This window comes from Agaribacillus sp. DX54 (genome assembly GCF_056858335.1).
Genome location: NZ_JBXEQE010000003.1, coordinates 99,754 through 116,191, shown reverse-complemented (window position 1 = coordinate 116,191; position 16,438 = coordinate 99,754). Strand labels below are relative to the sequence as shown.

The following is a 16,438-nucleotide window of genomic DNA, read 5'->3' as shown; positions in this document are numbered from 1 at the left end:
AGAAATTTATTATATGAAATCGTGGACTCATTTTTTTTCACTCCTGATTATTTTTTCTTCAGTCGAATGCACCACCGGTTCCCATGAAAAAATGCATGGCAAACCATTGTTCGAGCTTCGTTCTCCGGAAACGACAGGCATACATTTTTCCAATAAACTATATGAAACAACCGACCTCAACATTATTACCTATGAATACATGTACAACGGTGCCGGGGTGGCGGTTGGTGATATCAATCAGGATGGTTTGCCGGATATTTATTTCTCAGGCAACATGGTGCCTGGTAAGTTATATTTAAACAAGGGAAATTTTAGTTTTGAAGATATTACTGACCAGGCGGGCATCCACACTTCGGGCCAATGGGGAACAGGCGTTTCTATGGTAGACATCAACAACGACGGCCTGCTGGATTTATACCTGTGTTTCTCAGGGCCATATGAGGCAGCCAGGAGAAAAAACAGGTTATACATTAACAACGGCGACCTGACTTTTACCGAGCAGGCAAATTTTTATGGCCTGGATGATGATGCGCATACAACCCACGTAGCGTTTCTCGATTATGACATGGACGGTGACCTGGATGTCTATCTGCTCAATAACACAACCGATGACTTGGGCCCCAACATTATCCGCCCCAAAAGAGTCAACGGTGAAATGGTCAACACCGACCGGCTCTACAGAAACGACCACGGAAAATTCACCGATGTTTCCGCCGAAGCCGGAATCCTTAAGGAAGGTTACGGACTGGGGGTGGCCGTAGGGGATATTAATCAGGATAACTGGCCGGACATTTACGTTTCCAATGACTACCTTTCAAACGACCTGCTCTATATCAACAACGGTGACGGGACATTCACCGATCAGGCCGAGGCATATTTCAAACATACCAGTTATTCTTCTATGGGCTGTGACATGGCAGATTTTAACAATGACGGCCTGCTCGACATTGTGGCTTTGGATATGCTACCCCCCGATCACACACGCCGTAAGCTAATGATTGGTTCATACAACTATAACAGGTTTCGCTCCGAGCTGTTAAATGGATACTTTCCGCAATATATGCGGAATACCCTTCAGCTTAACCGGGGTAAAGTGCCCGGTGGTTTGACAGTTTTCAGTGAAATAGGTCTGCTGGCAGGTATGCACAGCACGGACTGGAGCTGGAGCCCTTTGCTTATGGATATGGATAATGACGGCCTGAAAGATCTGATCATTACCAACGGCTACCCAAGGGATATCACAAACATGGATTTTGCCTCCTATAAGGCGGATAAAATGATGAAAGCCGGGTATAATGAGCGTGTGTTGATGCAACTGATCAAGGAGGTAAACACCATTAAAGGCGCCTACCTGCCCAACTTTATTTTTCAGAATCAGGGAGATCTTACCTTCAAGGACCGGTCAACCGCCTGGGGATTTACACAGCCTTCGTTCTCACATGGTGCGGCAGTGGCTGATTTGGATAATGACGGGGATTTGGATTATATCACCAACAATTCTTATGACAAGGTATTTATTTATGAAAACCACTCACAGCAGCATCCGGAAAATCACTACCTGAGAATAGATTTGAAAGGAACACCTGAAAACCTGGGGGCAATCGGCACGAAAGTATGGTTATTCTGTGATTCGACACGACAATATTACGAACACTATCCCTCCCGAGGATATCGGTCAAGTGTCGAGCCTGTCGTCCATTTTGGTCTGGGCAGCAAAGAGCCAATAGATTCGATAGTAATTCAATGGCCTGACAGCCGTTTGCAAACCATTCATAACCCTGCCCGGGATCAGTTGCTTACGGTCTATCAGGAATCCGGCAAAGCGTCGCCCCTCCCCAACCTTCGATATACTCAGATTTTTCAACCGGGAAAAGGGGTTACCTATGTCCATCAAGAAGCCCATCATGCTGACTTTAATGAGATGCCTCTGCTACCCCATAAACATTCCCAGGAGGGTCCTGGCATGAGCGCAGGAGATGTAAACGGGGACGGATTAGATGACTTTTATATTGGAGGAGCTTCCGGGCAAAAAGGTCGGGTTTTTATTCAAATGCCTGATGGAAATTTTAAGTCCGAAAATATTGCCGGCGTTACCGACTCGCAGGAAAATACCGGATGCCTGCTATTTGATGCCGATATGGATGGTGACCTGGATCTGTATATATGCCATGGTGGAAGCGAATTTGCGTCGGGTGCTGAAAGTTACCGGGACAAACTTTTCCGGAACAATGGGAAGGGCGATTTTATTTATGATCCCTGCGCGCTACCGGTAATTAATGTCAGCACTTCGTGTGTTACGGCGGAAGATTATGATAAAGATGGAGATCCCGATCTGTTTGTAGGAGGTCGCATTGTACCCGGCCGGTATCCGGAGGCACCTCAGAGTTTTTTGCTGGAAAACCAGGCCGGAAACTTTGTGGACGTTACCACCCAAAAAGCCCCTGGACTTGTCAGATATGGCATGATTACAGCAGCCACATGGACAGACGTAGATCAGGATGGTTGGCCTGATCTTTTTGTAGCGGGTGAATGGCTGCCATTATCCTTATTTAAGAATGAAAAAGGCAGGTTGGTCAACAAAACCAGGGAGACCGGCTTATCGCAAACCATTGGATGGTGGAATGACCTGGCTGTCGGTGATCTTGACAAAGATGGAGACCCCGACCTCATTGCCGGAAACCTGGGTTTGAATACCCACTACAAAACAAGCGCTGATAAACCTGTATCCCTTTTTGTCTCTGACTATGACAAAAATGAAAAACCGGATCCTATTATGGTTCATTACCTTCAGGACAGGCAGGTGCCTGTACATTTCAGAGATGATATGCTTACCTGGATATTTCCTTTAAGAAAAAGATTTCCGGATTATGAAAGTTATGCTAATGCAAATTGGGAGGATTTTTTTCCTGATTTGCCGGTCAATCCCATAGATGTTCACCTGTTTACCAGCAGTTGGATTGAAAACCTGGGCGGTGGTAAGTTCAGGGTGCATCCATTGCCATTGGCTGCACAAATGGCCCCGGTATATGCTATATTGGCCGGTGATTTCAACTTTGATCAACGCCCCGATATATTGTTAACCGGTAATTCGTCAGCCTCCAATCCTTTTGACGGCCAATACGATGCTTTTAACGGCCTTTTACTTTTGGGAGACGGGCTGGGGAATTTTGATCCGGTATCGTTGCAGCAATCCGGTTTTTTTGTGCCTGGTGAGGGGCGGACTTTGATCAGGCTTATGGGGGTCGATGGAAAACCTTTAATAATGGCAGCACAGAGCAACGGGCCGTTGAAATGTTTCCGGTATTAATAACCACTTTACTATACGCCATAGTATGACCGGCACTGTCAACCGGGTGGCGCAAGCATCCCGTGGCTGTTGCACAACGTTTCCGACAAAATTCTTTGTGTCTCTTTGTGCCTTGGTGCCTCCGTGGTGAAAAATGGTTAACCACCAAGGCACCAAGGCACAAAGAGACACAGAGGGCACCTACTTTGTAAGCGAGATACTTAATCGCGAGGATCGGCGAAAAGTGTAAGGCTGTCTGCCGGCAGGGGAATTCTGGAAAAATACCTTATTTCGTAACGTTCCTGTTTGCCACCCGGGAATACAGGTTTTCTTGATTTTTTCAGGGTCATTTGATGCTCGTCGATGTGCAGAATATTGAATTTGGCATTTTCACCCCCTTGGGCAGCGCTGACAACGAGTGTGTCTTTTGAAGGCAGCTCAAAAAAGTATTGCCGGAAATGGCCCGTTTTTAATTCCTTCATCATGCCATCTTTTTCATACACGTAGGTAGCCCAATTGCGGTCCGATGCCCTTCGGGTGAAGTCAAAACCGTTGTAATAAGTATAAGTAGAGTCTATTTTCCAGGCCCCGACAATCAGGTTATGAGGCTTTTTGCTTTCACAAGCCAACAAGCCAAATGCCGTCAAACAAAGCAGTATTAAAGTTCTCATCATTATGTTTCCTTTAATAACGAAGGGCTGTTCAATAAGTATTGTGTTTCGACTTGCCACCCAATTTTATTTGCTTTTAGCGATGAGAACACCCCCTGCCCCTCAAGGGAGAAGTTCCCTCGCATCGGAGCATAACGCCCCCTTTGAGGAGCATTCAAAACTTACTCCTTCCTTGAGGGAGGCAGGGGGTATCATGAACGTTGAGCCAAACAAAACTCTTCATTTCATAGCCAAATCAAACTTATTGGACAGCCCCGAAGCATTAAATCTACAGTCTTCTGTTGCAGGCGTACATAGCGCGTACGCCATCAATAACCTGGATTTTGTTCAAGGACACCATTGCTGACGTCAATTTCCCTCTGAGGAATGGCGAAATAATAGTGTTTGTTTCTGTCAAAGCTTCTCGGCGGGTCAAATTGTCCCCTGTCTTCCCCATAAATCGAAACAATATCCACAATGCCTGCCTTATCCCATCGCATCAGGTCAAAGTGGCGTTGATTTTCCCCGGCGAGTTCCACCCTTCTTTCATGAATGATATCATCCATTGTAGCATTAGTCACAGGCGCCAGGCCAGCCCTGGTTCGGACTGCGTTGAGTTCAGTATCACCATTTTGCCCGGATCTTATTTTTGCCTCGGCTACCAGCAGATAGACATCGGCGGCCCGCAAAATGGGAACGTTTTGTCCTTCGTCAAGACCACCTGCCGAACGCCATGAGGCAAATTTCTGAAAATGATAGCCTGTTTGCGAAAGTTCTGTAGTGTATTCGGTAAGGCCGCGGTCACCACCCAGATCGACCATTTCTCCGGGCAGAAACAACGTGGCATCTCTACGCGGGTCATCCTGCTCAAATTCGTCGACGAGGTTTTGGGTAGGTGCGTGGAAATCCCACCCACCCCAGGGCCTGGGCGTGGTATAAATCCGGTGTGCTGTGCCTGCCCAGGCATCCAGCCCTTGCACGGCAAATAGCATTTCAGGGTTATTTTCTGTTTCGATCCTGAAGTTATCTGCATAGTTTTCCGCTAATGGGTACGGACCGTTAATAACGTTATCACCTGCTGTGATGGCGTCATTTAACCTATCCATATACATGTAGAGTTTGCATAACAGGCCCCAGGCCGTACCGCTGTGAACCCTGCCAAGATCGGCAGCGGAATGACTTTGCGGCAATAGTTGTGTGGCCATTTGCAGATCGGACTCAATCTGACGTTGCATCTCCTCAATGGTAGCTTTGGGCTTGTTATATTCTCCTGCTAAAACGTCTTCTTCCAGGATGATGGCAGTACTTCCATAGATAAGATGCAGCCGCCAGTAGGAAAAACCTCGCAGAAAATAGGCCTCACCCAAGGACCTGTCTTTCAGTGAAGCGTCCATTTCGACCTCAGGCGCATTGAGCAGCACCGCGTTGGCACGGGAGATAACCTCATATTTCTCGCGCCATCCGGCAGCAAGCTGGGCGTTGGATGGATCGAACGTGAGTTCTTCTATCGCCTGGTCTTCACCATGGTCGCCTGCACGCCATTGGTCGTCTTCGACGATAGAAAAGGTGTGTTCTGCATGGCCGTAGAAGTCGTGGTCTCTGAGAGGCTCGTAGATGGCATTGGTGGCAGCCACTACATCTTCTCCCGATTGCCAGAAGGTAGCCGAGGTGAACTGGCCGAAGGGAGGGGACTCCAGTAAATCATCTTTGCATGAAATAATCGAAAATGTTACCAGGCAAATGGTAGATGCGGTTAAAATTAGTTTCTTCATTTTTATGGTCATTATTATTTCGAAGTCTTGTGTTGGTGTAAATGATGCTTAAAAATCAATGGTCGTTCCCAATGTCCAGGTACGTGCCTGAGGGTATTGTGCATAATCGACGTTTAACTGCAGGTTATTATCCACGTAGCCTAATTCGGGGTCCATGCCGGAGTAGTCGGTGATGGTGAATACATTCTGTCCGGTTACATAGAATCTGGCTCTTGAAATCCCAATGCGACTCGTTAGCTCAGATGGGATGGTATAACCTAACGTCACATTTTTCAATCTGAAAAACCCGCCGTTTTCAATAAACAGGGTAGAGCTGCGGTGGTTCAGGTTATCGCGACGCGTGGTCATCCTGGGTATGGTGTTACTGGTACCTTCACCTGTCCACCGCCCGGTTGTTTCGGCATACATGTTGAAAGGATAGGAAGGGTCGATGCCCTGCATACGGTCGGCGTTAAAAATTTCGTGGCCGGCAGATCCAAGAAAAAACAGATTGAGATCAAAACCTTTGTAGTTGACTCCTGCATTGAGGCCATACACTAATTCCGGATTGGGATCGCCAATGATGGTGCGGTCATTTTCATCAATCAAGCCGTCGCCATTCAGATCTACAAAACGTACGTCACCTGGTTGTATCAACCCTGCTTCATTTCGGGGATCATTCGCGATAGATGGGTCGGCGCTTATCTCATTGGTGTTTTGGTAAATGCCATCGGCTACCCATCCGTAAAATGGCGAAAGTGGTTCATTGGGAAAAACCCGCGCAATTTCCTCATTAGGGCGGCCATATCGCCTGGTTTCCAGGAAAGGGGCATTAAGTCGGGTTACCTCATTCCTGATTATCGAAGCATTGCCACTGATTCGATAGCTAAGATCCCCCTTGTTACCCCGGTAACTAAGCTCCATCTCCAGGCCCTGGTTCCGCATCTCGCCAAAATTCCTGTCCGGCACCGAAGCCTGACCTTGTGAACCGATAACGGGCACAGGCAGCAACATGTCTTTGGTGTCCTTGATAAAATAGTTAATATCAGCCAGTACCTGGTTTTGCAGGAATCCTATCTCTACGCCGAAGTTGGTCATTTGCACGGTTTCCCAGGTGATGTTAGGGTTAGGGATACGGGATTGCGCAGCGCCAACTGTCTGTTCCCCGCCGAAAGAATATCTTTCTCCGGTAGCAATCAAAGCCAGAAACTGGTTGCGGTCGACATTCTGGTTACCCAGTTCGCCCCAGCCGCCGACCAGCTTCAGGTCGCTGATTAACCCTACGTTCCAGAACGACTCTTCGGAAATCCTCCAGCCGGCAGAAAATGAGGGAAAGTAACCCCACTTGTTACCATCATCGAAACGTGATGAGCCATCGGCCCGGAAAGTAAGGGTAAGCAGGTAGCGATTGTCATATTCGTAATTGGCTCTTGCAAACCAGGATTCCAGCCCGTCGTAAGTACGGTTTCCTTCGGCATTATCGATGGTATTCCCGGCATCCAGGTATCTTTGCAAAGCAGCCTCATCGGGAAAGTCCCGGCGCCTGGCTAAAAAAGACTCTTCATCAAAAGTTTGTGCGGCATAACCGCCAACAATTCCTGCCGTATGCTTTTCAGCAAAGGTCTTTTGATAAGAAAGAAAATATTCGGCAAGCAATGAATAAGTCTCCCTGTAAGAACGGATTAGGGAATTGCGGTCCCTTGCCCTTATCTGGTCATTAATGATGATTTCGAAGTTATCACGGTCGAAGATTTCACCGTCTATTCCAAAATTTGCACGAAGTTTTAAGTCTTTGATTATTTCCAGCTCCGCATACAAAGTCCCCAGAATGCGGTGTCTTGTTTCCTGATCATCTTCTGTATCTACGGTAAAAATCGGGTTGTTAATATCTCCAAACTCACCGCTCACCTGTGCAGAACCGTAATTACCATCGGCATCAATAACCGGGAGGCCGGGATGAAAACGGATGGCACTCCACAGCAAACCGGTTTGCGCAGAGTTGGTATTCAAAAAATTTCCCTTTCTGCTGGTAAGTTGTAAACTCTGGCCAATATTGAGACGTTTGTTTATTTTGTGATCTGAATTTAGCCTGAGGCTGAAGCGTTCGAAAAATGAGTTTTTCATCATTCCTTCTTCATTAAAATAGCCCAGCGACATATTAAATGAGGAACTTTCTCCGCCACCTCGCAGGTTGAGATCAATATTTTGGGTGATTCCCTGATCGAGCAATTCGTCCTGCCAGTCGGTTCTTTGCACCTGATACTGGGGGTCTTCCCAAATGGGGTCGATAGGAAGACCATCGTTTACATATCTCTCACGTTTTAGCTGTGCCAGGGTTGGGGCATCCAACACATCCACGGTTTTGATGGCGTTGGAAACGCCGGTATAGGCATTTAAACTCAGTTTAAGATTTTCATTGGTCTTACCCCTTTTGGTCGTGACAATAATCACACCGTTGGCCGCTCTTGTCCCATAGATAGCAGATGCCGAGGCATCTTTCAGTACCTCCATAGACTCGATGTCATTGGGGTTAACATCGTCGAGACTGCTACCGGGAAAACCGTCTATGATGATGAGGGGCTCTGCATTATTAATAGTTCCGGTACCCCTGATCCGGATTGAACCCGTATTCCCCGGAGCACCTCCGTTTCTTATAACCTGCACCCCGGCAGCCCGCCCCTGCAGGGCTTGCGAAGAGGATGCAACCGGAAGGTTTTCAAAGTCCTGGCCCTTGACCTGTGAAATGGCCCCGGTGACGTCACGCTTTTGTTGGGTGCCGTAACCTACCACTACCAGTTCCTCCAACTGGCTTATATCTTCTATTAAACTAATGTTGATTTCCGATTGATTACCAACAACAATTCTTTCAGTTGTATAGCCAACAAAGGAAAATATAAGCGTACTTTCGGTGTCAGGCACGGCCAGACTGTAATTTCCATCGGCATCACTGGTGGTTCCCCGGGAAGTACCTTCTATCAGGATACTTACACCGGGCAAAGGCCCACCATTTGAATCAGTAACTGTACCGGAAACTGTGCGTTCCTGTGCGTAGGAAAAAGGAGTGATGAAGTAGAAAATCAATACCAATGCCTGCATTCGGTTAGTAAATAGGTTTTTCATAAAAATTCAAAAGTTATTAACAGGATGTTTTTGTTTTATTGAGAATTATGTATACCAATCGGTAATTTGAAGTACAAAAATATGAATTCGGGTGATTATCAAGCTGTAAATAAAGTACAATTTTCCCGACTTTCCGCCGCTTTAATGTCAACTTTGTGTTAAGTTAGTCCTGATCTCAGGTTAATAAAGTTTCGCGTACCCAACACGACTTTATGCCTGTCAACCACCCTGCCTGTAGTCTTTTGGGGACTGGTTCATCACCTTTTTAAATAAACGTGAGAAGTAAAACTGGTCTTCAATACCTACTGCCCTTGCAATTTCAGAAATGCGCATGGTAGTCAGGTTGAGCAATTTACACGAATGTTGCACTTTAAGGTGCAGGAAGTAATTGATGGGGGAGTATCTGGTACGTTGCTTAAACTTTTTAGAAAAATGGGAGGCTGAAAGGTTAAAGTGCCTGGCCATATCTTCCAGCTTCAGGTTTTGGTCAATGTTAGCTTTCAGATATTTGATGACATTTTTTATCAAATCATTATCGGAATAGGTATTGAGCGTCCGGAATTGATGGATATAGCGAAAAGAAGCCATCAGGTGACAAAAACATAAATTGGCATATTCCAAATCCTCACGATTATGGCCAGCGGACAAAGTGGCGATAATTTCGTTGAATAGTTGTATTCGGTCTTCAATTCTTGAATTTTGAGTTGGCGGGATATGGTGGACCATGTCAGGCTTGTTGTACAACTTGGAATTTTTGCCTTTATAATGTGCCCAATAGATGGTCCATGGTTCATCCTCATCGGCAGCATATTGATGTGGCATCAGGGGAGGGATGATAAAATAAGAGTTAGCCCCTATGTTGTGTTTCAGCCCACCCACTTTTATCCATCCTTTTCCTTCAATATTGTAAATGAGAATGTGTTGATCTACGCCCTTTTTTCTGATTCTGTGGTGATACCTGGCATCCGGATAATACCCTATGTCTGTGATATATAAGGAGTTGATCAGGTTATTTGATTTTATTTCCTGTATGGTATTACGAGGCAAAACAACATGAACCTGACCTTCAAAACCTTCCTTTTTTTTTAACATAGAGCTAAGATAGTGCCTGTAAAAATACAAGTTTTTTAGTTTGCATCAATACAAAGCAGTACAATTAAAGGTAATGAAGCCGGCTTTGAATTTGTTGGGCCAATGACTTATGTAAAACAGCACCTGTATGATAACGGTCTGTGTGAAGTACTTCTTCAAATTTTTGTATGGCCATTTCAAAATTTCCCAATCCTAATTCTCCCAACGCTATCAGGTAATGACAGTGCATCCTGTTTTTCAGATGGAGATCCTCTTCCCATATTCGTAAATCCGGAAGGGAAACAGTGAAGTAGTCGATTTTGAATTCGTCGTACATGTGTTCTTTTCCGTATTGGATCAGCTTATGGAATATGGCTTCTGCTTCCCGCTTCTTTTTAATTTTCAGCAGGGCCAGTCCCTGATACAGGATTTTATCGGGCTGGTGATCGTTATAGTAGATTGGAGGAGAGACCGTGTCTGATCCCCGGGCTGCTTTTTTCCAGCAGGCGATAGACGCTTCCGGGCGCCCCAACCCTTCATAAGTACAGCCCATCCAGTAATATATATCGTTCTCCTGCACTCCATGCAATTTACCTTCGCCCTCACCTCCTTCCCACGGATGAAATTGGCGCTGCATCAACAGCTTCAGCGCCTTTTCAGGTTTACCGACATCATAGGTTGGGATGATAACCTTTTCCTTCCAGGCTTTTACCGGTTTATGATCCGTTTTAGTGGGTGTGTTTTCCATTTTAATTTTCGCAGGCATTTACCAATTCACTGTTAATTTTATTTTGGGTAAGCTCCTTTTCTATTTCCTCCAGGCTTCTGTTTTTGGTTTCCGGAAGTTTTTTATGCATGAATAAAAAGCCACCCAAACAAATAATGCTATAAATCCAAAAGCTTCCGTGCGTTCCTAACAAATCATTTAGCAGTGGGAATGTAAATGTCAGAATAAAGGAGGCCACCCATAAGGATAATGTCGCCAGCGACATGGCTACACCTCTCACACGATTTGGGAAAATCTCTGACAAAACCACCCAGGTAACAGGTGCGAGGGACATGGCATAAATAGCGATGGCTATTACCACGATCAGCAGAACCGGCCAACCGCTGAAGGCGAAATAATACAGGGAACCAAGAATCAGGTAAATCAGTGCAAGTCCTATGGAACCGAACAACATCAGGGTTCTTCGGCCCACCCGGTCTACCAAACGCATGGCTACAAGGGTGAAGATTAGATTGATCCCACCTGTGATAATGATATTCAGGTACATGTCATTGATATTGTAATCAGCGGCCTGAAAAACCTCCTGGGCGTAATTGAAAATTACATTGATACCACACCATTGCTGAAAAACCGCCAGCACAAAGCCTGTAAGAACAATCGGTGCAATTTCTGGCGAAAATAGTGCTTTGTAGCTTACTCTATCATCAAAATTGTTGCTCAAAGACGCCTTTATATGGTTGATTTCGTTGTCGGCGTAAATTTTTCCTCCTACTTTTGACAGGGTTTTAACGGCACCGCGATGATCACCCAACTTTACCAGAAACCGTGGACTTTCGGGCACCATAAACATCATGATAAAAAACAAAACCGCCGGAACCAGCTCTGCCCAAAACATCCACCGCCACCCGGATTGCCCGTTCCAGGACCCGGTTATATCCGCAGGAGTAGCATTCCCGGGGACAGGTTCGGCTATCAGGATGTTTACTATCTGGGCGGCCAGAATGCCTATCACAATGGTCAATTGATTAATGGAAACGAAACGCCCCCGGAATTCAGAAGGGGAAATTTCGGCAATATACATGGGTGACAGGGTGGATGCAAGCCCTATGCCTGCACCACCAATCATTCTGTATATGATAAACCATATAAAATCATTCGTATCACCTGTGCCAAAAGCAGAAATCACGAATAAACCTGCCGCGACGATAAGCAGATTTTTACGGCCGTATTTATCGGATAAGGCGCCTGCCACCAGCGCTCCGAAGATGCACCCTATAAGTGCACTGCTCATGGCCCATCCCTGCAAGGAAGGCTGGCCGGCTATATCAAAATATACTTCATAAAACGGTTTGGCGCCTCCTATAACCACCCAGTCATATCCAAAAAGGAGGCCCCCCAAGGCTGATACCATGGCCAGTGAAAATACATAAGATAAGTTGTATTTGTTTTCCTTCATTTTATTCGTTTATTCCATCCGTGTTTTTTACAACGGGCCCAGGTAAAGAAGCCTGGCCGGCCAGAAGTTTCAAAACCTGATTCGACCTCTGAATAAATCCCGGTTAACCAGGCTTAAAAAGTCAATAAACAATTCTAAACATAGCAGGTTGTGGTCTTTTAAGCCATAGACAAATTGATGAAAATATGGATATTACCATGTCGATCGCCTTTCGGACCCTTTCATCTCAGCATACTTTTTAACTCGTCGGCTGACACCCTCGCTTCCGGATTAAAATCTTCACTTTCCATATGCTGCGATAAACTGTAAAAAAGCTGGCTGGATTCAGGTATCCGGTCCATTCGGCTGGTAAGGTCGACGCCAGCGACAATCACCTTGCCGTTACCGACTTTTGGCTCAAAAATTAACACCAGGCTATATATATTGCCTGTCAAAAGTGTTTTTGCCGGTTGATGTTGTTGACCCCAGGGGTCGTTTTTAGGGTGATGACGCGCGATCATCCGGACTTTTACGTGTCATATCACTTCAAGAGCTTTCCCCCTGATAATTGAAAAATATCACTTGCTTTTCACGCCCTGTGAGCTGTAATGTCCGTGTTGATTGGGAAAGGTACGATGAGCCGAAGTAAAACTCATGTACGCGTTCGGTGCCGTCGGTGTAGGTGATTTTTGCTTTCATGGCTCCATCCGGTACCTCCATAAAAGTGTTGTTTTCATTCATTTCCCCGAAAATGTAGGCTTTCATGGTTCCTGAATTTCTTGTAAACACCTGTATCAGTCCCGGACCGGTTTTTATCGTAGCTGCCCCTTTGACATCACCATTGATCATCAGGCCACTTTCCTGCGGGGTGATCGGCTGAAAGTTACCACGTCCGTCGCCACGCAGGAAGGCACCCCGGGAAGCACCATATCTCCCCGTTATCACCTCTGTAGCAAAGCTATTTCCGGAGAGCAGAACATCTAAAAACCCGTCTTTATCAAAATCCTGCACCAAAATGCCATATACCGGTGCCCGTTGTGCCAGCACCGGTAAAGTATGGAGCTTGAAGCGGCCGTTGCCTTCATTTTCAAGATAGCTGGAGGCAAAATGAAATGCTTTAGCAATGTATGCCTTGCTTTTTTCTTCAGGAGACAATATATCGGAAATGGTTGCCCTGGCATAACTGGCATAATCGGGAAACTTTTTCTTCATGGACGGTATCTGACTGATAAGATCATCGCGTGTATGTACCGGGTACTCTGTGTGATCGATATAATAAGTCATAATTGGATCGACAGCCCCATTTCTGTCATAATCACTGCCATATACCGTAACCGGCTTTTGCGGAGAAACTTTATACCTGGAATTTAATCCTAAATTTCCCAGGATATAGTCCGTGTCGCCGTCATTGTCAAAATCACCACCGGCCATGCTGTTCCACCACCCTGCGGTATAGGTAAGTCCTGTTTTTCCTGAAACATTTTCAAATTTGCCTCCTGTGTTTTTAAAAAACTGTATAGGCATAAACTCACCCACCACAATAAGGTCTGCATCGAGGTCATTGTCATAATCTGTCCACAGGGCATCTGTTACCATACCGACACGCCTTAAAGAGGGAGCAAGTATATGGGTCAGGTCTTTAAACTTTCCTGCCTCATTGACAAGCAGGTAGCTGTCGGGAGGCAATGGATAGGCCAGCGGACTCAGCCTTCCCCCTACAAACAGATCGAGGTCTCCATCCTGATCGAAATCGGCAGCTTTTACGCATGATCCGCTGACGCGGAGGTCCGGTAGCGCTTCCGGGTCCAGGGTGAAGTTACCATGTCCGTCGTTGTTGTACAGCCGGTCGCGGTAATAGTCCGATCCGGGAAAAAACTCATTACTTCCACTGACCACGTACAGGTCGAGATCGCCGTCATTGTCATAATCGAACAACAACACGCCGGTATCTTCTTCATATTTTTCCTTTTCATTACCAGGCAGGGCGACCTTTTTAAACCTGCCGTTGGCTGTCTGGTAAAAAAGATGACCGGCCTGGTTATAGCTACCTCCCACAAAAAAATCATCGAGGCCGTCACCATTGACATCTCCTACGGCAATACCCGGCCCTTGTTTCGAATGTTTGTGAGGCAGCAGAAATTGCCTGCTAAAGTCATTGTATTCGGGATCCCGGTGCTCATGTGCGAGTTGATATTTTTCGGTGACCTCCTGAAACAATTGGGTGACCGGTTTGCCGGGTTGGCCATAAGGGATTTCAGTGGCCTGGTTTTTATGGATTGTCAGCACCTGATTGACAGGCGGGGCATAATGGACTGTCGTTTTTCCATCGGGCCATTTCACGTAAACACTGTCAGTCCGGTCGGCCTCTCCAAGGCCAAAATGTATGGTGTAATCGACTGAAGACTGGTAGCCACGGGTTACAGCCTGCTGTGCTGACTGCCGGCCTCCCTGGTAGAAAAGGTAAATCTTAGCACCGATGGCAAAGGGATTCAAACTGTCACCTGCCAGATGAACTTTTAAAAAGTTATTCCGGCCTAGTGTATTGGAAAGGTTTTCATAAACGAAAGCCTGAGCATTAATGTTGTTCACCACAATGTCCTGGTCGCCGTCATTGTCCAGGTCGGCAAAGGCGGTGCCGTTGGAGAGTGACGGTTGATCTACCCCCCATTTTTCAACAGCGTTTTGAAAGGAAACCCCTTTCCGGTTTTGAAAAATAAAATTAGATAAACGGATGGAGGGCATGGCCTTGGCCTTTTGTCTGAGGATATTGTCCAGGCTATCGGGCGGAATGGTGCTGCCCAGTGATACGGTGTAGTTGATAAAGTCAAGATCGGTGATATCTCTGAGGTAACCATTGGTCACAAAAAGATCCTTCCAGCCATCGTTGTCAAAATCAGCAAACAAAGGCGCCCAGCTCCAGTCCGTGGCGTGAACGCCCATCAACTGACCCACTTCCGAAAATGAAAAGTGCTTATTGCCGGGAGCGCCCGGATTGACCTGCAATGTATTGCGCATGTACTGGGGCATATAACCCGCTGCCAATGTGTACCCGAATAGGTTGTAATTCATAGGCCCCGACATTTTCTTCAGGTGAAAGTTGTCCAGCGGTAACATATCCAGGGTAATCAGGTCTATCAGGCCATCATTGTTGATATCTGCCATGTCATTGCCCATACTAAAGTGACTCACATAATCGAAATATACGCGGGCCATTTCTGAAAAAGTACCATCCTGGTTATTGATGTACAGATAATCATTGGCGATGAAATCATTGGTCACAAAAATATCATCCCAACCGTCGTCATTGACATCACCAATCCCAATGCCCAGGCCAAATCCGTCATACAGGATCCCTGCCTGCCTGGTTACCTCCGTGAATACGGGATGGCCCTGAGACAGATCCATCCGGTTTTCATAGAGCCTGTCGTTGGCAGGGCCGCTTCCATCTTTGACCAATGGCCGTACTTTATTCGGGTTTTTGATGACATTGGTATGGTTGAGCAGGTACATGTCCAGGTCACCGTCCTTGTCGTAATCCAGAAATGCAGCCTGTGTAGCGTAGCTGGTATCGGCGATACCATAGGCCGTGGCTTTTTCCATGAATGTGAGGTCGCCATTGTTGACGTATAACAAGTTGGTTCTCCTGCCGGCCGGATAGTTCCCTGAACGGCAAACATAGATGTCGAGAAGACCGTCATGGTTGATGTCAACCATCGTCACCCCGGTCGCCCATCCGGCATGCCGGATACCACTTTTTTCGGTGATGTCCTCAAATTGCAAATTCCCCTTGTTCAGATAGAGTTTATCGTCTGCCATATTTCCGGTGAAATAGATATCGGCAAGTCCGTCATTATTAATGTCACCCAGCGCAACACCTCCGCCATTGTAGACATAGATGTAATCCAGCATATTAAAAGTATCGTTTTCAACGATGGTATTGTTAAAATCCACTCCGGTAATATCCGGAGACAAGAGCCGGAATAACCTGGACGGTGTGTCTGTTTCATTCTGTACCTGCCCTCCACAGGCATAAAGGAAAAAAAGCAATACCGGGAAAGTCGCCCGAAGCAAGCCTTGGAAATCCGGATTTTTGTTAGACATGGGACAGATGGAGTAAGTTTTAAAAATGTCGAAGATACAGTATAAATTAAAGACCTGTGATTGGCAGGTCTTTAATTTTTTACAAATTTAATGAAGTCTTTATAACAAAGTTCCCATGATTGATGGGATCGAACCTCAAATTCAGATAACCTCACCCCTCATAGCGCGGGCGTCCGTGGCTGTTGCACAACGCAGGCATGCACCTATATTCTCATCTCCTCCGCGAAAGCCTCTGTGTCCCTTTGTGTCTTGGTGCCTTTGTGGTTAACCATTTTTTACCACGGAGGCACCAAGACA

At 46.2% G+C, this 16,438-nt stretch carries 10 protein-coding genes; 2 read left to right on the top strand and 8 right to left on the bottom strand.

Annotated features, from left to right (window positions below; genetic code table 11):
- Positions 1-13: 13 nt before the first annotated feature.
- Entirely contained in the window at positions 14-3,307 is a 3,294-nt protein-coding gene (locus tag AC04NP_RS04900; protein WP_482858391.1) for a VCBS repeat-containing protein, read from the top strand.
- A 200-nt stretch (positions 3,308-3,507) separates the two neighbouring features.
- Here the strand turns inward: AC04NP_RS04900 and AC04NP_RS04895 are convergent, their stop codons facing one another.
- Complete coding sequence (locus AC04NP_RS04895) at positions 3,508-3,960, bottom strand: hypothetical protein (RefSeq protein ID WP_482858390.1); 453 nt, start codon at positions 3,958-3,960, stop codon at positions 3,508-3,510.
- 1 nt (position 3,961) lies between these two features.
- Between AC04NP_RS04895 and AC04NP_RS04890 the strand changes: the two genes are divergently transcribed.
- Positions 3,962-4,303: a hypothetical protein gene (locus tag AC04NP_RS04890; protein WP_482858389.1), complete on the top strand. Its 342-nt coding sequence runs from the start codon at positions 3,962-3,964 to the stop codon at positions 4,301-4,303.
- Here the strand turns inward: AC04NP_RS04890 and AC04NP_RS04885 are convergent.
- The 7 genes from AC04NP_RS04885 to AC04NP_RS04855 form a co-directional block, all read right to left on the bottom strand.
- Positions 4,266-5,708, bottom strand: coding sequence for a RagB/SusD family nutrient uptake outer membrane protein (locus AC04NP_RS04885; RefSeq protein ID WP_482858388.1), 1,443 nt, complete (start codon positions 5,706-5,708; stop codon positions 4,266-4,268). The genes AC04NP_RS04890 and AC04NP_RS04885 overlap by 38 nt on opposite strands.
- Before the next feature lie 48 nt (positions 5,709-5,756).
- Positions 5,757-8,807 carry a SusC/RagA family TonB-linked outer membrane protein gene (locus AC04NP_RS04880; RefSeq protein WP_482858387.1) on the bottom strand — a complete coding sequence of 1,017 codons (3,051 nt, stop codon included), beginning with the start codon at positions 8,805-8,807 and terminating at the stop codon, positions 5,757-5,759.
- Positions 8,808-9,026: 219 nt separating this feature from the next.
- The gene (locus AC04NP_RS04875) at positions 9,027-9,899 is read right to left on the bottom strand and encodes an AraC family transcriptional regulator (protein ID WP_482858386.1); all 873 of its coding nucleotides are present in this window, start codon (positions 9,897-9,899) and stop codon (positions 9,027-9,029) included.
- A gap of 64 nt (positions 9,900-9,963) precedes the next feature.
- Entirely contained in the window at positions 9,964-10,644 is a 681-nt protein-coding gene (locus tag AC04NP_RS04870; protein ID WP_482858385.1) for a tetratricopeptide repeat protein, read from the bottom strand.
- The gene (locus tag AC04NP_RS04865; protein WP_482858384.1) at positions 10,628-12,061 is read right to left on the bottom strand and encodes a sugar porter family MFS transporter; all 1,434 of its coding nucleotides are present in this window, start codon (positions 12,059-12,061) and stop codon (positions 10,628-10,630) included. Before AC04NP_RS04865 ends, AC04NP_RS04870 begins: the two co-directional genes overlap by 17 nt.
- A gap of 221 nt (positions 12,062-12,282) precedes the next feature.
- On the bottom strand, positions 12,283-12,561 hold the full coding sequence (locus tag AC04NP_RS04860) for a hypothetical protein (RefSeq protein ID WP_482858383.1): 279 nt from the start codon (positions 12,559-12,561) through the stop codon (positions 12,283-12,285).
- Between the two features lie 25 nt (positions 12,562-12,586).
- Complete coding sequence (locus tag AC04NP_RS04855) at positions 12,587-16,141, bottom strand: VCBS repeat-containing protein (protein ID WP_482858382.1); 3,555 nt, start codon at positions 16,139-16,141, stop codon at positions 12,587-12,589.
- Positions 16,142-16,438 lie beyond the last annotated feature (297 nt).